This window comes from Hymenobacter sp. M1-2, assembly GCF_057808495.1.
On sequence record NZ_JBTYZO010000012.1, the window covers coordinates 112,014 to 135,494 of the forward strand.

Below are 23,481 nucleotides of genomic sequence, written 5' to 3' on the forward strand. Positions count from 1 at the left end.
TCTCCACGATGTCGCGCATCAAGCGAGGAAGGGGGTTAGGGGGTGAGGCTTCACCGGACGTGGAAAATTTCCTCAACTATTTTCAAGGCGCGCTCCATTGTAATGCCCGCTCGTTGCTCTGCCAAGAGTAGATGATTTTCTTCACCAATCTCAACCCACGGAATGGTGCCAACCGCCCTAGTATGTACTCGGGTTTTGATGTTGACAGTATTTGGGTAGCCTGGAATCTGAGTTTGAAGCCAGCCAAAATAGGGCGGCTCGTTCTCTCGATTTGGCTCATTCCATACTTCGTTAGCTCTAAGGAAATTCTTCTCACTCAACGAAACCCAAACGTTCCAGCAAAAAGGCTCGTCATGGCCGATGATGGGAATTTCAATACGGCTTCGAATGAAGAAGTGGCTTCCGTCAACCACGCACAAGTCCTTAGTTAGTTCAACTCTTGCTGCCCGCTCGGCTGGTGGTACGTTGAAATAGAATTCAGGAAATTCTGCTCCAAAACAAAAGGAGGGTCCGGCGTGCGTTTCACCACAAGTGGGACACGTAAAGCTTGTCATTGACTGAAGACCTTCGTTGTAAAAAGTGCTGGGTTACAACAACTGCTTCACCCGTTCCCGCAGGTTCTCACTGGCCTCCAGCAGCGGCAGGCGTACGGCTCCGGAGCATACGCCTAGCGCCTCCAGGGCGGCTTTCACGCCTACGGGGTTGCTTTCCTCATACATGAGTGGGTTGAGGTCCACGAACTTGAAAAGTAGCTGGCTGGCCTGGGCAAACTCCCCGGCCAGGGCGTGGCGCACCATGTCGGTGAAGGGGCGGGGGAAGGCGTTGGCCAGCACTGATATCACGCCTACGGCCCCGAAACTTACGAGCGAGGTGGTCATCATATCGTCGCCGGAGATGAGCAGGAAGTCGGCGGGTTTGTGGGCGGCTATCTGCTGGCACTGCTCCAGGTTGCCGCTGGCTTCCTTAATGCCGATGATGTTGGGGTGCTGGGCCAGGTGCAGCGTGGTAGCGGCGGTGAGATTTGAAGCTGTGCGGCCGGGCACATTGTACAGAATAACCGGCACCGGCGAAGCGTCGGCCAGCCGCTCGTAGTGCGCAATAATGCCGCGTTGGCTGGGCTTGTTGTAGTAAGGGCTGGCCGAAAGGATAGCCGTGATGCCCGAAAGGTCGGTGCTGCGGATGGCGGCTTCAAGGCTAGCCGTGTCGTTGCCGCCAATGCCGTACACGAGCGGCACGCGCCCGGCCACGTGTTCCTTCACCAAGCGCAGAATTTCCACCCGCTCTTCGGCCGTCAGGGTCGGCGACTCGGCCGTGGTGCCGTTGATAACGAGGTACTCCACGCCGCCTGCTAGCACAAAGTCCAGCAGGCGGCGCAGGGCCGGATAGTCCACGGCAGGGTCGGGAGCGGAAACGAAGGGCGTTACGAGGGCGACACCAGTGCCATGAAGCTTGTCCATACGGGGAATTAGCTGTTGTTTTGTAAGATGGGAAGTTGGGGCGAAGGTACGCTGCTGCTCGAACGACTCTCTCTCGCAAAAATACAGCATTTGCCGGGTGCCCGGCCCCTTTTCCTTTCATGAAGCTTACCTACTCCTCGCTGCTTGCCGCAGCAGCCCTGGCCTCGGCCCTCACCCTGCCTTCCTGCAACGAAACCAAGACGGCCACCGCCGCCGAAGTCAGCTCCCCCGCCAGCGTCGCCATGTCGGGCACGGCAGCCACCGCCGCCACTGAAGCCGCTGCTACCGCTACCAGCGCCACAGCGGCTCCCGACCCCGGCAGCATCCCGGCCAGTAAGATTGCCGATGCCGCCACCATCACGGCCCGTCCGCAGGTGCCCATTCTGTGCTACCACCAGATCCGCGACTGGCGTGCCAAAGATTCGAAAGGCGCCAAGGACTATATCGTGCCCGTTGAGGCGTTCAAGAAGCAGATGCAGATGCTGGCCGACTCCGGCTACCACACCATCCTGCCCGACCAGCTCTACGCCTACCTGGCCACTGGCGCGCCGCTGCCCAGCAAGCCCGTCATGCTCACCTTCGACGATACCGACCTAGACCAGTTCACCATCGCCAAGCCCGAAATGGACAAGCACGGCTTCAAGGGCGTGTTCTTCGTGATGACCGTGAGCCTAGGCCGCCCCAAGTACATGAGCAAGGCGCAGGTGAAGCAGCTTTCGGATGAGGGCCACGTCATCGGTTCCCACACCTGGGACCACCACAACGTGAAGAAGTACCAGGGTCTAGATTGGGTAACGCAAATCGAGAAGCCCACCAAAACGCTCGAAGAAATCACCGGCAAAGACATCAAGTACTTTGCTTATCCCTTCGGCCTCTGGAATCCCGAAGCTATTCCGCAACTCAAGCAACGCGGCATGGTGGCCGCCTTCGTGCTGGCTGAAAAGCGTGATCCACAAGACCCGCTCTTCACCATCCGCCGCATCATCGCCAGCGGCTACTGGAGCCCCCGCACCCTGCACAACAGCATGGTCAACAGCTTCTAACTTACATAGCGAAGAGCCAGTTTGTCATTGCGAGGCCGTAGGCCGTGGCAATCCTTCCTCTCTTTGAGACACGTTTCCTGAATAGAAAAGCCCTTGACGTATGCTAACGTCAAGGGCTTGTTGCTTCAGTAGGTTTTGCGCTGTGAGAGGAAGGATTGCTTCGCGCTGCTCGCAATGACAGTGCTTTACTCCGTCTTCAAACCAGCTGCCTTCAAATCCTTGAAAGCTCCAGCATTTACCACTTTTTTGAAGCCGGTTTCGTCCATGAGCACGTTGGTTTGGCCGCTACGGTTGCCAGAGGCGCAGTACAGCACGTAGGTTTTGGTCTTATCCAGCTTTGCTACCTGCTCCCGGAAGCCAGGCGCCCGGAAATCCAGATTCTGAGCCCCGGCCAGGTGGCCGGCCGCAAACTCCTCCGGCGTGCGCACATCCAACAGCACCACATCGGGCTGCTTGAGGGTCTCTAACGCCACGGACAGCGGCACGATGGGCGTTTTCTTCGGGGCCGTTTGAGTGGTTGATGCCGCGGCGGGCGTTTTTTGCGCGAAGGCAGCGTGGTGCAGGCCAAGTGCCGTGAGCAGAATCAGCAGAAAACGTGACATAAGCAAGAGGAGGGGCTAGAATGGCTGTATGGCAACGAAATGTGTGCGAGCCTTTCGTTGCAGGATGGTTACTAGCAAGGCACCAGTATAAGTAGTAGGCCGACAGTAGAAAAGTGAAATCTGTTCGACAAAATGCTTGACAGCAGAACGAAGTCTAACGTCTCACTTCTTATGTCTAAGGTCTCTATTTAAAACAAAGAGCCTTGCTGGCCTTGTCCGGTTGGAGCAGTGGCCGCCGTGGTTGGCGTGTTCTGGGCGGCTTCGGTCAGCGGAGCCATATCTAGTGCTTCTTCGGCGGTATCGGTTTCCGAGGGGAGCATGGCTAGCAGGTCGGTTTCGGAGATGATGGGCACTTTGAACTCGGTGGCTTTTTCGCGCTTGGCGGGGCCCATTTTGTCGCCGGCCACCAGGTAGCTAAGCTTCTTGCTGATGCTGCCCGTCACCTTGCCGCCGTGGGCCTGAATGAGCGCCTGCAATTCGTCGCGCGAGTGCTGCTCAAACACCCCCGACAACACAAAGGTCAGCCCCTCAAACCGGTTGCTGACAGCTTTGGGCGCTTCGCCGGTGAGGGCCAGTTGCAGGCCCGCCGCTTTGAGGCGCTCCACTAGGTCGCGGTTTTCGGGTTCCTGAAACCACGCCGCCACCGATTCGGCAATGACGCCGCCCACTTCCGGCACGGCAGCCAGCTCCGTGGCTGTAGCCTGCGCTAGGCCATCGATAGTGCGGTAGTGCGCGGCCAGCTTCTCAGCCACCGTTTCGCCCACGTAGCGGATGCCCAGCCCGAACAACACTTGGTCGAAAGGCACTTGCTTGCTTTGCTCCAGCCCGGCCACGAGGCGCTGCACCGACTTCTCGCCCAGGCGGTCGAGCTGGGCCAGTTCTTGAGCCTTGCTTGGCAGATCATACAGGCTGGCAGCGTCCGTGACCAGGCCCAGGTCAAAGAAGCGGCCCACGGTTTCGGCCCCCAGCCCATCAATGTTGAGGGCCTTGCGCGACACGTAATGTTCCAGCTTGGCTTTGCGTTGCGGCGGGCAGCCCCGCTCGTTGGGGCAGCGGAAATGCGCCTCGCCCTCGGGCCGGATCAGCGGCGTTCCGCAGGCCGGACACTCAGAAGGGTACACAATGGGCTGACTGTCGGCGGGCCGGGCTGTAAGGTCGACGCCCGTGATTTTGGGAATGATTTCACCGCCTTTCTCCACGAACACCATGTCGCCGAGGCGCAAATCGAGGGCGGCAATCTGGTTGGCGTTGTGCACCGAAGCCCGCTTGACAATGGTGCCGGCCAACGGCACCGGCTCCAGCAGCGCCACCGGCGTCACGGCGCCCGTGCGGCCCACCTGGTACTGAATTTCGCGCAGCCGGGTGCGGCCCGCCTCGGCCGGGTACTTGTACGCAATGGCCCAGCGCGGACTCTTGGAAGTGAAGCCTAGCAACTCCTGCTGCCGGAAATCATCCACCTTAATCACGATGCCATCCGTGGCTACTGGCAACGTGAAACGCTTTTTGTCCCACTCGTGCACGAAATCCAGGACTTCATCCAGGCTATGGCACAGCCGCCAGGTATCCGAAACCGGCAAGCCCCAGGCACTCAGAGCTTCTAGCGAGGCACTGTGCGTGGGCACGGTGCTGCGGCCCGGCATGAGGAAGGAATACGCGTAGAAGCGCAGCCGCCGCGCGGCCACCAGCGCCGAGTCCTGGAGTTTGAGGGCCCCGCTAGCAGCGTTGCGCGGGTTGGCGAGCAGGGCTTCGCCGTTGGCTTCGCGCTCGGCATTCAGCTCCGCGAAGACCGGCAGCGGCATGAATATTTCGCCGCGCACCTCAAACTCGGCGGGCTGCCGGGCATCGGGACGCAGGTGCAGGGGCAGGTTTTTGATGGTGCGCACGTTGTTGGTCACGACGTCGCCGCGGGTGCCATCGCCGCGCGTGACGCCCTGCGTGAGTTGGCCGTTTTCGTAGCTCAAACTCATAGCCACGCCGTCGAACTTCAACTCGCAGACGTAGGCGTAGCTGGCGCCTTCCAGCCCGCGGCGCACCCGCTCATCAAACTCGCGCAGGTCGGCTTCGGAGTACGTATTGCCGAGGCTGAGCATGGGGTAGCGGTGCGCGGCCGTTGGGAACTGCTTGGTGATGGTGCCACCCACGCGCTGGGTGGGGGAGTTGGGGTGCGCAAAGTCAGGGTACTCCTTTTCCAGCCGCGCCAACTCGGCCAGCATCTGGTCGAATTCCTGGTCGGGTACTTCGGAAATGTCGCGCTGGTAATACTGATAGTTGAGGTGGTGAAGCCGCTCGGTGAGGGCGGTGATGCGCTGCTGGATGTCAGTCGTCATAGAAAAAGGGGAAGCATAAACCTTTGCTTGCGCCGTAGGCCGGTGGAAGGATAGTCCGAGAGCCCAGCGGCTCTGCAAGCTACGGTTTTATGAGTAGCTAAAACATAAAAAGCCCGCCTGATTGAGTACAGGCGGGCTTTTCTATTCACTCAACTGACTATGTGCTACAGCTTGTCGGCTACGAGCACGCCGTCGGCTTCAAAGTTGAGCTGCTCCTCGGGCTTGGTAATGGCGGCCACTTCCTTATCCGACTTACCAGCGTCCTTAGCGTAGTGCTGCAAATCGGCCACGGGTACTTCTTCGCGGTGCGCCCAGCCATTGATAACCACCGTTTTGCCGGTAATGTCTTTGGGCACGAAAAACGCGTAATCCTTGAACCGGACGCGCATTTCCTTGCCTTCGGGCGTTTTCATCGTCAGCCAGCAACCCTTCGCTTGGCACACGGCGTCGGCGGTGCCAATGAGCTTCACCTGCGCCGAATCCTGACTGCCCAGCACCTGCTTCAATTCCGACAGTGGCTTGGCACCTTCCGCATTCACACTAGCCCCGTAGGTTTTGCCGGTTAGAGCTACTGGAGCAGCTTCTGCGGCTGGCTTTTCGGTATTGGCCGTGGCGGTTTCAGTGGCGGGAGTGGATTGGCAAGCGGCCAATGAAAGCAACGCTGAAGCCAGGGCAAAGTGCTTGAACGACATAAGAATGAGTGGAAAGTTCGAAAAGAATTCAGCCCGGAAATTACGACTTTTTCGTTTTGTACTTCGCCTTCCCCTGGGTGCCCTCCGGCGTCTGCGTACGGGACGTTAGCTCGCGTACGTAGCTGAGCTTGTCGTTCTTGCCATACACTTCCGTCCGGACGATACCCACACCCGGCGCATAGTAGTCGACCTGCCGCAGGGTGGTGCGCATGGCCATGTCGGGGCGCGGAATGGTGGCTTCTTCCCGCTCGGCTTCCACTTGGTAGCAGGAGAATGTGCCGGCGGGAGTCGTAATTGACTTTGGGCCGGCCGTGATGCGTCGTTTGCGCAACATCGTTGTCACAGAAGCAATACTTACCACCGAGCTGCTCACTTTCACCGTGACGCCCCCATCGGGCAGCTCGGTTCCTACTGTGGGCTGGTTGGGCCAGGCCAGTGGCACTGGTTCGTAGGCTATTTTTCGGTCGCGAAAGGAGCGGAGACCCTCAAAATTCACTTCCGCCATACCATCGGTGAAGCAGGTATCCCGGCGGGTGCGAAAGGTGAGGTCCTGGAGGTGTTCGAGAATATTGCGCTTGTCGTAGGTGCCACTTTTGAGTGATGCGGTGTTTTCGGGCACTATCTGCTTCTTTTTCTCTTCGCGCTCCTCTTGCTTGAGCTGGACTACGCGTTGGTGCACCTCGCCAGTCGGTTTAGCATCGGCGTCGAGCAAGCGGTAGACCAGCTCCATGTTGTCGGCTAGGCCAAACGGCTGCGCGGCATTGAGGCTGGCCTGCGGGTTGGGAGCCAACGGGGCAACAGTGGAAGCTCGGCCGCCGCCCGAATCGGGCGTGGGCAAACTAGTTTGGGCGTAGCCGGGGGTAAGCGTCAACGCCGAGATCAACAAACAGATGGGAAAAGAACGGGGTACCATGCGACGAAGGCTAAGGTAGGGGATGGGCAACATACGCAACCGGACGCGGCAAGTTGGGGTACGGCGGAGGTTGCTAACGGCGGAGGTTAAGAAGAAGTGGATGGAGAAGTGCGCGCGTGTAACTTGCGGCCCAGTTTCTGGTGCTCCAGCACGCAGCCAAGCGGCGGCATTGCGCGTATGGAAGCATCATCAAACCGATTATTTTCAACGCTTCCTTTCTTGTTCTCTCCCATGCCCGATTCCAACCAACAACCCACTTCCTGGGCCGATACGGCCGCTTCCTTGCTGTCTAAACTATCGGGAGGCGTCGAACTGGCCGTGGCCTTCGACCAGATGGAATTGCAGGTGCCCAACCCGCAGAATCCCGCTGGTCCGGCTACCACGTGGCGGCTCAACGGCTCCTTGCGCATCCGCACCCGCGGCGAAAACCCACCGGCTGCCGCGCCGAGCCCAGCCTTGCCACCCGCAACGCCTTCGCCCCTTGGCTAGCGGCCTCGACCTAGAAGCCCAGCTGGTTGTTACTTTCGATGGCGACGATATTCAAATAGCCGCCTCGGGAAGCTACCTCATTCTCAATGTCCCGAGCCAGCGCGTCCTCGATAAGCTGACCAGCGGGCCCCCGAAAGACCCGAACGCCCCACCCAAACCCAAAGGTCCGCGCGGCCCCGACCCTATGCAGCAGCTCAACGATGTGGCGCTGCGGCTGGGGCTGGTGCTCGACCTGCGGGTGGGCGGCAAAACCTACGTCACGTTTGGAGCGGGCCGCAGCCCTAAAATCACGTTGCACGCGGTGCTCGGAAAAATCGGCTCTTTCTTCCGCGGCGACTAAGTACCTGGCAAGGTCGACGGTCGGAGTAGGCAACGAATTTTTCGTTGAAAATCCCCGAATCCTGCGCGTCTGGCAGGGCGGCTTTTGCGTATCTTGCTCAGTGGCCTCAGAGGTGAGTGGCGTGTGGGCGCCTGGAACTAAAGGGCTTCAGATTGGTTTGCAAAAACACTCGTTGCCTACTCCCGTCGCCTAGTATGAATTCCGATAAAGAACGCAAAGACAAGGTCGGGTCCAACCGGCCCGCTTCCGCTTTCCAGCGCATGGAGCGCGTGCCGCCGCTGCTGATGATGCTGTACCTGGGGTTGGTGTGCAGCGGGGTGCTGTTCCTATTCTTGGTGCTGGCCTACGCGCACGCCCACTACAGCGCCCAGCTGCCCGTGGGGTTGCGGCAGTTTCCTAAGTTCTTCTCCATTAGTACCATCGTGCTGCTCATCAGCAGCTACGTGCTCGGCCAAGCTGCCCGGCTCTACCGCACCGACGACGTTGATAACTTGGCCCGCTGCCTGGGCGCGACCTTGCTGCTGGGCTGCATCTTTGCGGGGTTGCAGGTGCTTGGCTGGCGGGAGCTTATGCAGCAAGGCGTATTTTTCAAGGGCCAGGCTAGCGGCACGTACATCTACCTTATTTCGGCGCTGCACGTGGTGCACTTGCTGGGCGGCATGCTGTTTCTGCTGGCTCTGCTGCTGCGCACTCTCCATGCCTCCCGCGATGCCGTGCGTACTCTGGTCTTCATTCGCAACCCGTACCGCCGGCTCCAACTCCGCTTGCTGAGCATCTACTGGCATTTTCTGGATGTACTCTGGGTGGTGCTGTTTGTGGTGTTTGTGTTCTTGTACTAGCAGTCAGACTGAGACACGAGAAGCAAGCGAGATGGAGGTACGCAGATAGTTGAATAATTGTCTTGTACTCGCTGCTTAGAATCATTAGAGCGACAAGAAAGCCCCGATACCAGCTGGTATCGGGGCTTTCTTGTCGCTCTGGGCTATACTTCTGCTAGGTTATTTCGCCAGCGTAATGGGGCCTTTGAACTTGCGGCCGTCGGTGTACTCAATGAGGTAGAAATAGACGCCGGCGGGTTGTTTACCTCCGTCCCAGCGAAAGTTGCGGGCTTTACTTTCGTACACCTGATTGCCCCAGCGAGAGAAAATCTTGACACCGGCGAAACGAGACTCGCAGAAGTCGGCGGGAAGGTCGGGAACGGTGAAGAACTCGTTGAGTTGGTTGGGGTCGTTGTTGGGGGTGAAGATGTTGGGCGGCGTGAAGGCGGCTGTATCGGGGCTGATGAGTTCGAAGCGTACTAGCCGGGTCTGGGGCTCGGGGCGGCAGGTCATTTCCTGAAGTCGGAAGGTCACGTCCAGCGCATTGTTGGGGAATTTGATACTGCTGCAATTGGCGTCCCAGCGGAAGGTGGCGGTGGCCCGGCCGTTACCGTTTTGTGCCTGAAAGCTCATGCCCACATCGGCCAGCTCAAACCCATTGCCCGTCGCCGACAGCACCAGCGGGTCGGTGTCGGGGTCGGTGCCGGTGAAGGTGGCCTCGAATCTGTCGCCTACTAGCCGTCGGACAACTACCGGCAAATCGACGGAGCTAGGCATGAGTAAGGGGCTGGAAACTAGCGTGGGAGCCGTATTAGCGTACTCTATTTGGATAGGAATGCGCAGGCTGACCGTTTGCGTCTCCCCGCAGGAACTGGAACTCACCGCGAAGTTAAACTCGTAGAGTGGACGCCCCACCGCCCGGCAGTCGACGCGCCACGAGAAACGGCCCCGTACCTGGTTGCCGCTCACCACCTGCGTGAGCGTGGCGCCCACATCAGTCGGCTGAAAGCCCTGCCCATTCATGGTGAGTGTAAGTGGGTCGTTGTCGGGGTCGGTGCCCGTTACGTCGAAGCTGATAAGGTCGCCAACGCGGGCGCGCAGGGGCAGGGCGGCGTTGCTAATAATGGTGGGCGCGCTATTAGGGTCGGGGACGGCCGTAAAAGCAATGCGTACCGTGTCGCGCTTGGGTAGGCTGCACCCATCATCGGCCACAATCACATCGAGCAGATAAACTTGGCCCCGCGTGTTGAAACAGTTCGGAAAGCACAGCTGCGACACCAGCGTATCGGGGGCGCCTGGGCTGCGCACCGTGCCCTGCGTAACACTAAACGAAGGCAGCAAGGACGCCGGAAAATTGACGGCCCGCAACGACAAAGACAGGCGCGACGGCACATCGGGGTCGGTGAAGCGCAGGGTGAGGCAGCGGTTGAAACCAGGGCGCAGCCGCAGCGTGTCGCGCCCCGGCTGGTAGGCGCGCGTGGTGCCGGGCATGGCCGCCCGTACGGTAGGCGCGCTGTTGCGCGGGCACGTTATCACCTTGAGTTGAAAGTCCCGTCGGGTTTCCCCAATCTTGCGCCCTTGCCGGTATTCCGAGCATTTGATGCCGAACACAAACAGGCCCTCGTCGGTAGGCAGTACTTGCAGTCGACCGGTGCGAGCATCGATAGTGAGGGTCGGCCGGCCCGGAATTTGGTTTAGCAGGCTCAATCCAGCATTCCAGCGAACTTCCTCGTAGGGCTGCGGCTCGGCTACGCTCGGCTTGGGCAGGCCCGGCGTGGAGTTGCCGTTGAGCGGCGTCGATAACTCATACGCCAGCGAGTCGCCATCGGCATCTTGGCCGCCGAAATCATACGTAAACAACTCGCCTAAGCAGGCATAGTCGCCGAGGGGCGGGAAAATGCGGGGCGTAGAATCGCGGAAGGGCTGGCCGTTGCGCACCACCGCCGGAAACTCCAGGTAAAACGTCTGGCCCGCATTGCCGGGGCTTTCAATGTTGCTGATACCGTTGTTGCGGCAGCAACGCTCAACCGCCGCGTAGTAACCACCGGAGTTAGTGTAAATAGTGGGCAAAAGGTCCAGCGGCGCGGTGTACACGAGCCGGCGCGTAAGCAGCGAGGTGTTCGTCGCGCAGGCCGGGTTGGTGTAGTTGACGAGTGTGTTGGCCGTGAGCGGCAATGTCAGGTTTTGTACGCGCCGGTTGCTGCCCTTTTCAAAAATGCTAACCGTCAAGTCATTGTCGAGAGCCCCGGCGTTACCATTACGAGCGTCGAAATACAGGTTGAGCGTGAATTGGTAGGTGGAGCCCTGCCGGTACTGCAAGTCCATCTCGCCGCCCACAATATGCGTGGCTTGCGCGGCAGAAACCCCGCCTAGCCAAACCAGCAGCAACAGGCAGCCAAACCATTTCCGGGCTGCTGGTATTAAATGAAGTATAGCAGAGTTCATACAAAAAGCTGAAATAATACTCCGGTGCCTGGGCAAGATACGACCTTCGCCCCGTAACCCGTTGGGTAGCCGCCCCTGTTTATGCAGAGGCCTGCGTATCTTGCCCATCTGCTGCTCTGCCAGCCGCTGGCTGGTTATCGTTCCACTACCCCCTTTCCCTTCATGTCTCGTTTCTACTGTTTGCTGGCTGGTTTGCTGCTGGCCGCGCCTAGCCTATGGGCGCAAACGTCCACTGCCGGTTCATCTTCCCTAGATGTGGCCCAGGACGCGGCCGCCACCTGCATCAAGACGCACCTGCGTACAGCGCAACGTGGCCCGGCTACCACCGTGCGCCACCGCCAGAAAATGGACCGCTACGACGTGAAATATTATAAGCTCGACATCGCCCTGGAAAATAATTCGCTGAATGTGGGCGGCAATGTGCGAATGCTAGCCCAGAACCTTGCGCAGCCCCTCGATTCGGTGGCGTTTGAGTTGTACCCAACACTCATCATCGACTCGATAGTAGTAAACGGCCGCCGCTCGCCGGGCCTGCGCCGCGCCGGCTCCGACGCTACGGCCGCGCTGCCCCAGACGGTACCCGCCAACACGCTGTTCAGCACCGTGATATACTACCGCGGTACTGCTCCGAGCGGTAACTCCGCCGCCATCGGCAATGCCCTCAGTACAAAGTTCGAAAACAACTTTGGCGTCAATGTCACGTGGAGCCTTTCCGAGCCTTTTTCGGCCCACGAGTGGTGGCCTTGCAAGCAAGTCCTGACCGACAAAGCCGACTCGCTGGACGTGTGGGTGACGACGAGCAGCGTCAACAAAGTAGGCTCCAACGGGGTGCTGGAGCGCGTTACGCCGCGGCCCGGCAACAAGAACCGCTACGAATGGAAGCACCGCGCCAAACCAATAGACTACTACTTGGTGTCAGTAGCGGTGGCGCCGTATCTCGAGTACGTGAATTACGCCAACCCTGCGGGCGGACCGCGCATTCCCATCGTCAACTACGTTTACAATCAGGCGGCGCTGAATTTTTACCGCACGGAAATTGACCGCACGCCGGGCTTCATCGAAAACTACTCCAGCCTGGTGGGCCTTTATCCGTTTGCTACCGAGAAGTACGGCCACAGCATGGCCCCCATCGGCGGCGGCATGGAACACCAGACCATGACCACGCAGGACGGCTTCAACTTCACGCTCACGGCCCACGAACTGTTTCACCAATGGTTCGGCGATAACGTGACCTGCGCTTCTTGGGAGGATATCTGGCTCAACGAAGGGTTTGCTTCCTACGGCGAATATCTCTCGCTTGCCCGGTTCCCGTTGTCCAACTTCACGGCCCGGCAGTGGATGGATAACGCTCATACCAGTGCCATGCGAAACCCCGGTGGCAGCGTCCGGGTGCCCGATACCACCGATGTAAGGCGCATCTTCAGCGGCAACTTGTCCTACAAGAAAGGCGCGACGGTAATACACATGCTGCGCTACCTGCTCAACGACGACAACAAGTTCTTCCGGGCCTTGCGCACCTATCAAACCACTTACAGTGGCCGCACCGCCCGTACCCGCGACTTGCAGCGCATTTTCGAAGCCGAAGCCGGCCGGCCGCTGCAATACTTCTTCGACCAGTGGTACAGCGGCCAAGGCTACCCCACGTTTAATGTGCGCTGGAACCAAGTGGGCCAGACTTTCTACCTCCGCACCACCGAAACGGTATCCATGCCCGCCATCACGCCCTTCTTCGATACGGAGGTGAACTACACGCTAAGCTTCAGCGATGGCACGGCGCAAACCGTGCGCTTGCGTCAGAGTCAGCCGGTTTCCTCGTTCACGGTGCCCGTAAGCAAAACGGTGGATTCCGTCGGCGTAGATGTTGAGCAATGGATACTGAACGGTAACGGCACCACGCTGCGCGATAATGCGCTGGTATTAAGCACCCATGCCTCTCGCACCGCCCGGTTCACCGTGTATCCTAATCCCTGCCGCGAAACGCTACTTCTGCCCGACCTGACCACGCGCGCTACCGCCGAAGTCACGGATGCTACTGGCCGGGTCCTGCTGCGCCAAACTGTCGACCCGCTGCACAAGCAATTGGATACTCGCGCGTTGGCGGCTGGCCTCTACCATCTGCGCCTCACGGCTGCTAATGGCGAGGTATCCCTGGCTCGTTTCGTACGGGAGTAAGGTAGCGAGGAATAAAAAAGCCTACTTCTCCAGAAGCAGGCTTTTTTTATATGAAGGAATGGTAGGTTTTCTCTACTTTACCCTCGCGCGTATTCTTTAATAAGGGCCTGCACTTCGGCGGGAGCGGCTGGCATGTCGAGCACGTCCGCCATCAGCTCATCAAAGGAGTGGGCTGGCGTGAAGATGGCATCTTGGTAGGGGTTGCTCACGAAGCGAATAAAGCCGGGCTGCCCATTTATGCGCACTAGGTCCACGGTAATGGTGCCGTAGCGTTGGTTGCAACGGCCGGTGGTGGTGCAGTCGTAGGGGCGGGGTTTAAGAAAATGCTTCTCGATGCTTTCGGTGTACCGCTCGTGGTGCAGCGTGCGGTGGTCGGAAGTGGAGACGTTGTAGCCCAGCGCCACTACTCGGTCGCGCAATAAATCGAAGAAATGGCGGAAGTTACCGGGCCCGATGCTGGGGTCGTAGAGCAGGATAACGCCGCGGCGGCCCGCCTCTTCCAGTAGCTGTACCCGCAGTCCCTGCCCCTGTATGCCGGCTTTACTGAAATGGTAGGCTTTAAAATACGGCCCGGCCCAGTTGAGGTATACCTGCTGCTCCACCCAACGGGCGTGGGCGCGCTCTTCCGCGGCCGTGCGGTGCAGCGGCCGCCACTCCGCATTCGGCTGGGGAGTAGAGGAAAAAAGGCGTTTAAAAAATTCGCGCAAGGTAATGGAGACTGTATGAGGGGACAACACCCGCCATGACAAATGGTTTGGTGGCTTGAATAGATACGAGGCTTCAAACAAAAGGCTCAAGCACCCGAATAAACGGCGAAAGGCAAGCTCCGTACCGAACTTGCCTTTCAATAGCCCCCGCAACAAAAGAATTGCTCTTATTTCACCCGTTGCCAGTAGTGCGAATTGCCGATCATGGAGAAGCCAATGTAGCCTTTCACCTCCAGCCGGTCTTTGCCGGCGGCCGCGAGGTAGCAAGAGTAGGTTTTGCCGTTTTCGGGGTCGTAGATTTCGCCGCCTTCCCACCGGTCCTTCTCGGCATTGTAGCTCAGGTTTTGCAGCACGGTCAGGTTGAGCAGGGGGCGGGTCCGGCGCTCGGGCTCGGGGTGGTGCTGGTCGAGGCGGGGCTTACCGTTGTCGTCGGTAGGGGTGCGCAGCCACACAATTCGGCCGCAGAGCTGCTCCCCGCAACGGTATAGTTCGATGTGCGAGTCGCCGGAATCATCGGCCCAGACGCCGAGCGGGGGCGCTTGGGAGTAGGCTGGCCCAAAGGCCAGGAACCAAAGTAATAGGCTTAGTAGAAGAGGTTTCAAGGAGTTGGTGGCTGGTGGAAAGGAAGAGTAGGTAGCCCATCTGGGCAGCGAGCAGAGGGGGTAAGATAGCAAAAAAGCGACGCCCCCGCCGGAGCAGGAGCGTCGCTGGTACGCTAGCAAAACAGTAGTGTGGCTTACTTAATGCGGGTCCAGGTCTGCGATTTACCAATCATAGAGAAGCCGATATAGCCTTTCACCTCCATGGTATTGGCGTTAATCATCTTCATGTAGCAAGAGTAGGTTTTGCCACTCTCCGGGTCGTAGATCTTGCCATCGTCCCACTTGTTGTCATCGTCGTACTCAAAGCCCTGCATAAATACCAGGCCCAGGCGGGGGCGGCTGCGCAGCTTGGGGTCGGGGTTCTGCGAGTCGGTTTTGGGTTTGCCCGTGGCCGGGTCGTTGGGCACGGTTAGCGTCACGATTTTGCCGCACAGCTTGGTGTCGCACTTGTAGATTTCGAACGTGGCTTTCTTTTCTGCATTCGTCCACACGCCCAGGGGAGAAAGAGTTTGGGCCGAAGCAAAGCCAGCGAAGGCGAGCAAGAAGGCAATGGAGAGAAAGAGGGTTTTTTTCATGATGAAAGAGAGTGGGGTACGATAAGTGCGGAAAAGATAGGAGAAAACTCCAAAAACCGCACGGTAACGGCCAAATAACCGCTGGTAGCGCAGTGGCAAGTTTGGGGCCAGACCCAGAACGGTTAAAATTGTAAAAAGAAAGAAACTGATCCTCAAGTGTATGGAGGCGAAAGAGGCTTTCTGCGCTAAAAAAAGCCCTTTTTATTTTGAACCATCCCATCGGCTTTTAACTTTACCAACCGTAGCGAGTGCTACAGCCCCGCCCAAGCAGCCCTAAGGTGCTGGGAAGCGCGGCCGGGGTTATGTGGAACTTAAAGAAAGGAGGTACAAAATGTCTAGTAGTCCCAAACAAATCCTGCCAAGCCTGTCGAATGTAGTCCGCTTCACCGCCGGACGCGCTTAACAACAGCTTTCGCGCGGAAAAACGCCCCATTTGGCTTTTTCCCGCATTCTGGCAAGGTCTTACACAAAGGATGACGGGGCTGTACCCCAGACTCGTCGCTTGGTAAGATTTGAAGGATTAGATGCCCGGCCCGCCCAGCAGCCTCTCAATTGAGGTTCTGCATAGGCGGCCGGGCATCGCTCTTTTTAATTAGGAATGAAGAATAAGGAGTTGGTCGGTGGTTCCGGTCTGCCCGCTTTTTCGGCGGGCTGACCGGTCGAAGGGTGCGCCGCATAGTCAATGAACAATTGTGGTAACTGAGCAGACAAACACCGTCAGCTAACGGCGACCGGTCAGCCCGCCGAAAAAGCGGGCAGACCGGCAGGTGATTGAATGAGGAATTGGCGCAACCCGGCCAGTGGTAGGTCGCGTCTTCATTCTTCATCACAGCACCCGCCGTACTTGCATGAAGCGCCGCTCGTAGTCGGTGCCTGCTACCTGGCTGAGCTTGACGCCGGACTCGCGGCGGGCCGAGGAGGAGTGGATAAAGCGCAACGGCTGGCCCGGCCCCGACACAATAATGCCCGCGTGGCCGGGCGTGGTGGCGTCGGCGGCGGTGCCCGTAAACACGATAATGTCGCCGCGGCGGGCCTGCTCGCGGGGCACGGGCTGCCCCACAGCAATGAGCAGGGCCGTGGAGTGGGGCACGGCTACTTTGAAGTTGCTGAACACGTATTGCACGAAACCGGAGCAGTCGAAACCAGTGGCGGGCGTGTTGCCGGCGTAGCAATAGTTGGTGCCTAGCTGGCGCATCGCGAAGCTGACGACGCTGTCAGGCAGAGAAGTTGAACGCGTGCTGGTGACCCAGGCGGTCGGGCGTACGGGGGCCTCGGGTGTGGGGGGCTTTGCGGGAACTCGGTTGGCGAGCTTGGGCCAGGCAAAAACGCCAAGCAGCAGCCCAACCAAGGCAATAAAGGTTATCCAGACGTAGCGCATGAGGCAGCAGGGTAGACCAGCAAACACGTAAACGGTCGGCTTTTCTAACGGCGGAGCTAGGAGCTGGGTTCTGGCGGCTGTAGCGTAAGAAACCGGGGGCGCCACAGCCGTAGCCGGAGTTTTGGCCACTGTTTGCAGCCCTGCTCGCTTTTTCCCGTTCTTTGCGCCAACAGGTTTTTGAATGAAGAATTATCTAACGGAAAGTTCTTCATGCCTCATTTCCCATTGTTGTGCGGGCCGGTCTGCTCGCTTTTCGCGGGCTGAACGGTTAAAGTATGCGCCGCTGGCAAGACCAGACAAAACAACGTCAGCTAACGGCGACCGTTCAGCTCGCCAAAAAGCGAGCAGACCGGAGCGTACGGCAATGAACAATTGGCAATGAGCAATGAACAGTTGCTGGGTCATGTGTTCAGGAAATTCCTCATTCCAAACTCCTCATTCTTCATTCCAAACTCCCTATTCCCCTTTCATGACCCATTCCCGTACTCGCCTGCTGGTGGCGGTGGTGCTGATGTTGCTGCTGAGCCAGTTTAAGGCGGCGCTGGCGGCTCCAGTGCTGCGCTACACGCTGGCCATGCCCGCGCCCCAAACGCACTATTTCGAAGTCGAAACCAGCCTCAGCGGCTTCGGCAAGACCTACACCGACCTGAAGATGCCGGTGTGGGCGCCGGGCTCGTACCTGGTGCGGGAGTTTTCGCGGCACGTGGAAGGCTTCACGGCGCAGGCGGGCAGCGAGAAGCTGCGCACTGAGAAGGTAGCTAAGAATACCTGGCGCGTGTATCACCCGAAAGCCAAGGATTTCGTGGTGCGCTACCGGGTGTACGCCTACGAGCTGAGCGTGCGCACGAGCTTCGTGGACGCGGCGCACGGCTACGTGAACGGCAGCAGCGTGTTCATGTACCCAGCCGAGAGCAAGCAGCTGGCCAGCACCCTCGAAGTGAAGCCCGCGCCGGGCTGGACGCAGGTTTCCACCAGCCTCAAGCCGGCCGGCGCCACCTTCACGTTCCGCTCCGGCAGCTATGATGAGCTGGCCGACTCGCCCATCGAGATTGGGACGCACAAGGTGCTCAGCTTCGAGGCTAACGGCACGCCGCACACCATTGCCATGTTTGGGCAGACGCAGTACGACGAAGCCAAGCTGCTGGCCGACATGAAGCGGGTGTGCGAAGAGGCGCACCGCGTGGTGGGCCGCAATCCGCTGGACCGCTACGTGTTCATCATTCACAACATCGACCGGGGCACGGGCGGGCTGGAGCACTTATTTTCCACTACGCTGTCGGTGTCGCGGAACGCGTACAGCGCCGATGGGGGCTACAAGGGCTTTCTGGGGCTGGTGGCGCACGAGTATTTCCACCTCTGGAACGTGAAGCGCATCCGGCCCATCGCGCTGGGGCCGTTCAACTATGATGAGGAAAATTACACGCGCATGCTGTGGCTGAGCGAGGGCGGCACCGAGTATTTCTCTAACCTGATTGTGCAGCGGGCCGGCTTCCTGACGCCCGACACGTATTTGTCGGATATCAGCAACGGCATCACGCGGGTGGAGAATACGCCCGGCAACAAGCAGCAGTCGGCGGCGGAATCGAGCTTCGATGCGTGGATTAAGTATTACCGGCCCAATGAGAATTCGGCCAACACCGGCATCAGCTACTACGATAAAGGCGAGGTGATTGGGGCCGTGCTGGACCTGATGGTGATCCAGGAAACCAAGGGCCAGAAGAGCCTCGACGACGTGATGCGCTACCTCTACGACGAGTACTACGTGAAAAAGCAGCGTGGCTTCACCGACGAAGAATACCAGGCCGCCGTAGCCCGCATTGCCGGCCGCCGCTTCGACGACTTCTTCCGCCGCCACGTGTACGGCACCGAAACCCTGCCCTACAACACGGCCCTGGGCTATGCCGGCCTGAAACTGACAACGACGCCCGTATCGGAAGATGCCTCGCTTGGCGCTACCGTGAGCACCAGCGGCGGCAAATACACCGTGACGAGCACCCTGCGCGAGGGCAGCGCCTGGCAGGGCGGCCTCAACGTGAACGACGAGGTATTGGCCCTCAATGGCGTGCGCCTCACCGACGACCCGAACAAGCTGCTGGCCGGCGCCCCCGCGGGCACGGAAGTGAAGCTGCTCGTCTCGCGCGATGGGCTGCTGAAGGAGCTGAGCTTCCCGCTGCTGGCCGGCACCGCCCAGCGCTACCGCATCGAGCGGCTCCCCACTCCCACGGCGGAGCAGCAAACGGTGCTCAATAAGTGGCTGGTGGTACGGAAGTAATTCGCTGGATATTCTCATGAAAAGCCCCGTCTGGATTCCAGGCGGGGCTTTTTTAATAGTGTAATGTTGACATCAACTTCTACAGCGGCTGCGCGCCCACAGCCGCCGCCGCGTTCACGCGGCCCCAGCCGAAGCTGCTGCTGCGGGCGTTGCGGTTGGAACTGGCGGCCACGAGGCGGCTCAGGATCTGGGCGCGGGTTTCGGCGGGGTACTTGGCCCACACCAGCGCCGTGAGGCCCGCCATGCTAGCCGTGGCTACCGACGAGCCACCCACGGTGCTGGGTACATCGCCGTCTTGGGCTAGCGTAAGCGGACGACGGTCGTTGGCGCCGCGCTGCATCACCACCGTAAAGTCCACTTTGGAGCCCACGTGGCACTCGTCGCAGCGGCTGGTGAGGTTGTCTTTCACGCCCGTTACGGCCACGGCTTCCGCCATCGTGGCCGGGAAGATGACGCCCACGAAGCCGGCCGTGAAGCTAAATGAGGTGCCAGCGGCGCAGAAGATGAGCTTGCCCCGGCCGTAGGCAAACCGGATGGCATCGGCAATCTGCGAAGAGTTGGTGAGGCGGCCCAGGCTCATGCTAATCACGCGCACGTCGGGGCGGTTGCCGGCCAGCAGATAGGCATCGGCTACGCCTTTGACCTCGCGGCTCTCATCCAGGAACACATCGGTAGTGGCGTGCACGGTTATCAGGTTGGCGTTGTAGGCAATGCCGACCGAGGCGCCATCGGTGCCACGCGGGGCGGCAGCAGCGCCGGCCATGCTGGTGCCGTGGCCGCAGCCATCGTTAGGTGTTTCAGCGTCGCCATACGGAATGCCGAGAATACTAGGGCGCGGCAGCGTGACGAGGCGCTCTACGGTGCGGCCGCTGCTCTGGCCTTGGTTGATGGCGGCGCCCAGGTTTTCCTGCGCGTCGGAGGAGCCGGAGTCGATGATGAGGATTTTGACTCCCTGGCCGGTGCTTTGGCTCCAGGCGGCCCGAATGCCGTGGAATTGGTCGGCCTGGTTCCACGACGATTTAGCGCCGCCGGGCAGGGTCACGTAGTCGGTGCCAGCTACTAGGCCCGCGTCGGCGTCGTTGCTGCCGCAGCCGAAGTCGAGCAGGGAGGAAGCCCCTTTGTTGGCGGTTTTCTCAGGCTGGTTGGGCTCGTAGCCCATCGGCTCAGCGTAGCGGACCAGGCCGCTGGCGCGGAGTGCTTTGATGGTGCTTAGCTCGCGCACGGTCACGTCGAGCACGGGCAGCACGTTTTCGTCGTAGGCCACCAACTGGGCCGCCGTCAGGTCGGGGCGCGACTGGCGCTCCTGGGCCAGAATCAGGTCCAGCACCTGCTGGCGGGCGGCTTGCCAGGCGGGGTTGCTGGCGGCATCGTCGGGCAGGGCGCCGGTGTGGCCCGCCGGCCGGTAGCCCACCGACAGCACGTAGTCGGAGCGGGTAAGGGCACTCCAGACGAAGTGAGCCGAAGCCTGGTTCCAGTCGAACTGCCCGGACTCCTGCAAACGGCTCATAATCTGCTCGTCGAGCTGCTGGCTGCTGAGGGCTTCGGTGGGGTCGGTCTGGGGCTGGGGGGCTTGCTGCTCATCGGCTTGGTGCTGGCAACTAGCCAAGAGCAGCGCCAGTAGCGCCGCGGAAAGGGTAGGGGTACGCATGGGGTTGTGGGGGTTTGGGTTGTGGAAAAGAACAAGGCCCCAAGGGAGAAAAAAACAGGCTTACATCCTAACTAAGATTTTGGCGTAAGCCCAAGCATACAAGTAATTTATTCGCCAATGAAACGCAAAAAAAGCCCCGCGGCGAACCAGCGGGGCTTTTCGGCATGCCGAATAAATCGGCAGATACTACAATTTCTTAACTGCTGGCGCGCATCGGCGGCCGGGCCGTAGCGCGAAGCTCCGGCTTCGCGTATCGTTGCTGACTCCCGCGCCAGAACAACGAGCATCGTTGCACGATGCCGTTGTGAGAGTCGGCAAGCGGCGCGGACGATGCGCGAAGCTAGAGCTTCGCGCTACTTCACCCGCTTCAGCGCTACTTCACGCACGGGCGTAATCACGAGCGGTACTTTCTCCACTTTCACGGAGCTGGTGTCGAGGCCAAAGTATTTGTCTTCGGAGGCGATGAACTGCTTGATGTAGAAGTAGGCCTGCATCACCAGCTTCTCCACCCACGGAAACTCGTTTTCCACCGACAGGAACTTCTCCAGAACCACAAAGCGGAAATCGCCGGTTACGTGCTGCTTGCTCAAGGATTCGTAGCGGGAGGTGATGTCCACTTCCTTGTTGCGCACGAGGTCCTCGACCACCTTGCGGAAGTACAGGTTGATGCGCTGCTCCACGCGGAAACCCAATCGGAACGTGATGCGGAAAGCATCATCGGGGGCCAGCTCGTGCACCTTGTACTCCATCGTGTACGGCTCGTCGGTGGTATCGACGTGCACGAACCAGTAGATGTCGGCTCGTTTGGGGCGCTTCTGAAAGATGGAGTAAATAATCTTCGACTCGATTTCCGAAGCCCGTTCCGCCGACGTCATGAACACGAGGTGGGTGGAGTATTTGGGCACGGTTTCATCGTTGGAAAGCTCCTTCAGGGCTTCCATGTACGGGTCAATCTTCACGAACTCCGTGAGGCGGCGCTTGATATAGAAGGCCCGCAGCCACACGTACATCACCCCCACCAGCGTAATACCAATAGCCAGCGACACCCAGCCACCGTGCGGGAACTTGATGAGGTTGGCTACTAAGAAAGAACCCTCAATAGCCCCGTACACCAGCGCGAACAGTACAATGGCCACCAAGGGCACGCGCCTGGCCCGCAGCCACATCGTGAGCAGCAGCGTGGTCATGAGCATGGTGAGCGTGATGGCCAGGCCGTACGCCGCTTCCATGTTTTCGGAGCGTTGGAAGTACAGCACCACGCCCACGCAGCCGAAGAGCAGCAGCCGGTTCATGCTGGGCACGTAGAGCTGGCCTTTCACGTCGGTGGGGTAATTGAGCCGCACTTTGGGCCACATATTGAGGCGGATAGCCTCGGCCACCAACGTAAACGAACCCGTGATGAGAGCCTGCGAGGCAATAATGGCCGCGATGGTCGCAATGCCAATGCCGATGAGCAGGAACCACTCGGGCATCAGCTCATAGAAGGGGTTGCGCTTGTTGAGCAGCTGGCCTTCGTGCGCCATCAGCCAAGCCCCTTGCCCAAAGTAATTGAGTAGCAGGCAGGTTTTTACGAAGATCCAGCTGATGCGAATGTTGCCTTTGCCGCAGTGGCCAAGGTCGGAATACAGCGCCTCGGCACCAGTGGTACACAGAAACACGGCGCCCAGCAGCCAGAATCCGCCGGGATAGTTCACCAGCAGATCATAGGCGTAGTAGGGGTTGATGGCTTTGAGAATATCGGGGTGCTGCAAGATCCAGGAGACGCCCAGCACGGCCAGCATCGAAAACCAGATGAACATGATGGGTCCGAAAGCCTTGCCCACAATCTGCGTACCGAAGCTTTGCAGCAGGAACAGCGCCGCGATAATGCCAATGACAATGGGCACCGTCGGAATGCCCGGATACACCGCCTCCAGCCCTTCGATGGCCGAGGATACCGAAATCGGGGGCGTAATCACGCCATCAGCAAGCAGGGCCGAGCCACCAATAATAGCCACGGCCGAAAGCCAGGCGCCGCGCCGCCGCACCAAAGCGTAGAGCGAAAAAATACCGCCCTCGCCGTTGTTGTCCGCGTTGAGCGTCAGGAGCACGTACTTGATAGTGGTTTGCAGCGTGAGCGTCCAGAAAACGCAGGAAATACCCCCGTACACCAGCATTGGCGTGATACGCTCCGGCACAATGGCCTTCATCACGTACAGCGGCGAGGTCCCGATATCCCCGTAGATAATGCCTAGGGCAATGAGCAAGCCAGCCGTTGAAATGGCGGTATGCGAGTGTTTGGCGTCCATAAGAGGAATTGAAGAAAAGGAGATGCCCTAAAATGCGCCCAAAGGTAGGGCGTGGCACACAAACGGAGCCGGCAACAGGAAGATGCCTGGGAGCAGTTGGTTTTATTCGGTCGAAGGCGACTCCGGCGCGTTGGCAGCATTAATATCTGCGGCCAGCAGAGCCGCAGCGGCGGCTTCGGCGGCCTCGTCGTGGCGGCGGTGAATGCGGCGGTTGGTTTCGGCCATCAGCTTTTGCCACGGCGCCAGCTCGCCGGGCAAGGCAAAATGCACCGATTCGCGGCCTAGTCGGTGCAGGCGCAGGCGGTTGGTGCCGCGCTGCCCCCAGGCCAGCAGCAACGCCCCGATCATGATGCCTAGGGCGGCGGGCATGGTGCGCAGCCAGTTTTGTAGAAAGCCCAGCAGGAAGCCCGCCAGCGTGAACCCGCCGAGCAGCAGCCACAGCAGCCAGCGCACCCGCTGCACTTCTACGGCCTCCAATTCCAGCAGCGCAAACCGCTGCCCGTTCACTTCCAGGGCATCAGCAGTAAGCATAACGCGGCCATCGTCGCTGCGCAGGGTGGGCAGGGGCGGGCGGGGCGGCAGCTGGGACGCCGGGGTTTCGGCGGGTGGCCCCGCTTCGGGCAAAAGTTCTTCGGAAGCAGCCACAACAGGCACAGACGAAGTTCGCCCGGCTGCTGTGCTGCTGCGCACCCACTACGGGGCGGCAACGGCCA

At 59.6% G+C, this 23,481-nt stretch carries 21 protein-coding genes; 6 read left to right on the top strand and 15 right to left on the bottom strand.

All coding sequences use genetic code 11. From position 1 onward, the window contains the following. Window positions 1-50: 50 nt before the first annotated feature. Window positions 51-554, bottom strand: coding sequence for a DUF2199 domain-containing protein (locus ACYSMN_RS13160; RefSeq protein WP_488924352.1), 504 nt, complete (start codon window positions 552-554; stop codon window positions 51-53). Between the two features lie 33 nt (window positions 555-587). After that, a complete protein-coding gene (dapA, locus tag ACYSMN_RS13165) occupies window positions 588-1,457 on the bottom strand; it encodes a 4-hydroxy-tetrahydrodipicolinate synthase (RefSeq protein WP_488924353.1) in 870 nt (289 codons plus the stop codon). A 119-nt stretch (window positions 1,458-1,576) separates the two neighbouring features. Between dapA and ACYSMN_RS13170 the strand changes: the two genes are divergently transcribed. Further along, window positions 1,577-2,500 carry a polysaccharide deacetylase family protein gene (locus tag ACYSMN_RS13170; protein ID WP_488924354.1) on the top strand — a complete coding sequence of 308 codons (924 nt, stop codon included), beginning with the start codon at window positions 1,577-1,579 and terminating at the stop codon, window positions 2,498-2,500. Between the two features lie 185 nt (window positions 2,501-2,685). Here ACYSMN_RS13170 and ACYSMN_RS13175 read toward each other — a convergent pair whose 3' ends face one another. The 4 genes from ACYSMN_RS13175 to ACYSMN_RS13190 form a co-directional block, all read right to left on the bottom strand. Continuing rightward, window positions 2,686-3,102, bottom strand: coding sequence for a rhodanese-like domain-containing protein (locus tag ACYSMN_RS13175; RefSeq protein WP_488924355.1), 417 nt, complete (start codon window positions 3,100-3,102; stop codon window positions 2,686-2,688). A 188-nt stretch (window positions 3,103-3,290) separates the two neighbouring features. Further along, window positions 3,291-5,429, bottom strand: a complete 2,139-nt coding sequence (gene ligA / locus ACYSMN_RS13180) for an NAD-dependent DNA ligase LigA (protein ID WP_488924356.1) — start codon at window positions 5,427-5,429, stop codon at window positions 3,291-3,293. 164 nt (window positions 5,430-5,593) lie between these two features. Further along, complete coding sequence (locus tag ACYSMN_RS13185; RefSeq protein WP_488924357.1) at window positions 5,594-6,121, bottom strand: DUF4920 domain-containing protein; 528 nt, start codon at window positions 6,119-6,121, stop codon at window positions 5,594-5,596. A 40-nt stretch (window positions 6,122-6,161) separates the two neighbouring features. Then, window positions 6,162-7,034, bottom strand: coding sequence for a TapB family protein (locus tag ACYSMN_RS13190; RefSeq protein ID WP_488924358.1), 873 nt, complete (start codon window positions 7,032-7,034; stop codon window positions 6,162-6,164). 231 nt (window positions 7,035-7,265) lie between these two features. Between ACYSMN_RS13190 and ACYSMN_RS13195 the strand changes: the two genes are divergently transcribed. The 3 genes from ACYSMN_RS13195 (at window position 7,266) to ACYSMN_RS13205 (ending at window position 8,702) form a co-directional block, all read left to right on the top strand. Beyond that, window positions 7,266-7,523 carry a hypothetical protein gene (locus ACYSMN_RS13195; RefSeq protein ID WP_488924359.1) on the top strand — a complete coding sequence of 86 codons (258 nt, stop codon included), beginning with the start codon at window positions 7,266-7,268 and terminating at the stop codon, window positions 7,521-7,523. Further along, entirely contained in the window at window positions 7,516-7,863 is a 348-nt protein-coding gene (locus ACYSMN_RS13200; protein WP_488924360.1) for a hypothetical protein, read from the top strand. Before ACYSMN_RS13195 ends, ACYSMN_RS13200 begins: the two co-directional genes overlap by 8 nt. 194 nt (window positions 7,864-8,057) lie before the next feature. After that, window positions 8,058-8,702, top strand: a complete 645-nt coding sequence (locus tag ACYSMN_RS13205) for a cytochrome c oxidase subunit 3 (protein WP_488924361.1) — start codon at window positions 8,058-8,060, stop codon at window positions 8,700-8,702. Window positions 8,703-8,861: 159 nt separating this feature from the next. Here ACYSMN_RS13205 and ACYSMN_RS13210 read toward each other — a convergent pair whose 3' ends face one another. Further along, complete coding sequence (locus ACYSMN_RS13210) at window positions 8,862-11,126, bottom strand: T9SS type B sorting domain-containing protein (protein WP_488924362.1); 2,265 nt, start codon at window positions 11,124-11,126, stop codon at window positions 8,862-8,864. Window positions 11,127-11,288: 162 nt separating this feature from the next. On the opposite strand from ACYSMN_RS13210, the gene ACYSMN_RS13215 reads away from it, so the two are divergent. Continuing rightward, the gene (locus ACYSMN_RS13215) at window positions 11,289-13,298 is read left to right on the top strand and encodes a M1 family metallopeptidase (protein ID WP_488924363.1); all 2,010 of its coding nucleotides are present in this window, start codon (window positions 11,289-11,291) and stop codon (window positions 13,296-13,298) included. A gap of 77 nt (window positions 13,299-13,375) precedes the next feature. Here ACYSMN_RS13215 and ACYSMN_RS13220 read toward each other — a convergent pair whose 3' ends face one another. The 5 genes from ACYSMN_RS13220 to ACYSMN_RS13240 form a co-directional block, all read right to left on the bottom strand. Continuing rightward, window positions 13,376-14,005, bottom strand: a complete 630-nt coding sequence (locus ACYSMN_RS13220) for a hypothetical protein (RefSeq protein ID WP_488924364.1) — start codon at window positions 14,003-14,005, stop codon at window positions 13,376-13,378. A gap of 167 nt (window positions 14,006-14,172) precedes the next feature. Further along, window positions 14,173-14,607: a DUF2147 domain-containing protein gene (locus ACYSMN_RS13225; protein ID WP_488924365.1), complete on the bottom strand. Its 435-nt coding sequence runs from the start codon at window positions 14,605-14,607 to the stop codon at window positions 14,173-14,175. A 134-nt stretch (window positions 14,608-14,741) separates the two neighbouring features. After that, the gene (locus ACYSMN_RS13230) at window positions 14,742-15,182 is read right to left on the bottom strand and encodes a DUF2147 domain-containing protein (RefSeq protein ID WP_488924366.1); all 441 of its coding nucleotides are present in this window, start codon (window positions 15,180-15,182) and stop codon (window positions 14,742-14,744) included. Window positions 15,183-16,008: 826 nt separating this feature from the next. Further along, the gene (locus tag ACYSMN_RS13235; protein WP_488924367.1) at window positions 16,009-16,560 is read right to left on the bottom strand and encodes a C40 family peptidase; all 552 of its coding nucleotides are present in this window, start codon (window positions 16,558-16,560) and stop codon (window positions 16,009-16,011) included. Between the two features lie 189 nt (window positions 16,561-16,749). Further along, complete coding sequence (locus tag ACYSMN_RS13240; RefSeq protein WP_488924368.1) at window positions 16,750-16,965, bottom strand: hypothetical protein; 216 nt, start codon at window positions 16,963-16,965, stop codon at window positions 16,750-16,752. Window positions 16,966-17,029: 64 nt separating this feature from the next. Here ACYSMN_RS13240 and ACYSMN_RS13245 point away from each other — a divergent pair, with 64 nt between their 5' ends. Then, window positions 17,030-18,832 (top strand): M61 family metallopeptidase, encoded by a 1,803-nt coding sequence (locus tag ACYSMN_RS13245; protein ID WP_488924369.1) that lies wholly within the window; start codon window positions 17,030-17,032, stop codon window positions 18,830-18,832. Between the two features lie 79 nt (window positions 18,833-18,911). Here the strand turns inward: ACYSMN_RS13245 and ACYSMN_RS13250 are convergent, their stop codons facing one another. The 3 genes from ACYSMN_RS13250 to ACYSMN_RS13260 all read right to left on the bottom strand — a co-directional run bounded on the left by ACYSMN_RS13250 (window position 18,912) and on the right by ACYSMN_RS13260 (window position 23,413). Next, complete coding sequence (locus tag ACYSMN_RS13250; RefSeq protein WP_488924370.1) at window positions 18,912-20,480, bottom strand: S8 family peptidase; 1,569 nt, start codon at window positions 20,478-20,480, stop codon at window positions 18,912-18,914. A gap of 353 nt (window positions 20,481-20,833) precedes the next feature. Beyond that, on the bottom strand, window positions 20,834-22,768 hold the full coding sequence (locus tag ACYSMN_RS13255) for a KUP/HAK/KT family potassium transporter (RefSeq protein WP_488924371.1): 1,935 nt from the start codon (window positions 22,766-22,768) through the stop codon (window positions 20,834-20,836). A gap of 102 nt (window positions 22,769-22,870) precedes the next feature. Beyond that, entirely contained in the window at window positions 22,871-23,413 is a 543-nt protein-coding gene (locus ACYSMN_RS13260) for a hypothetical protein (RefSeq protein ID WP_488924372.1), read from the bottom strand. Between the last annotated feature and the right edge of the window lie 68 nt (window positions 23,414-23,481).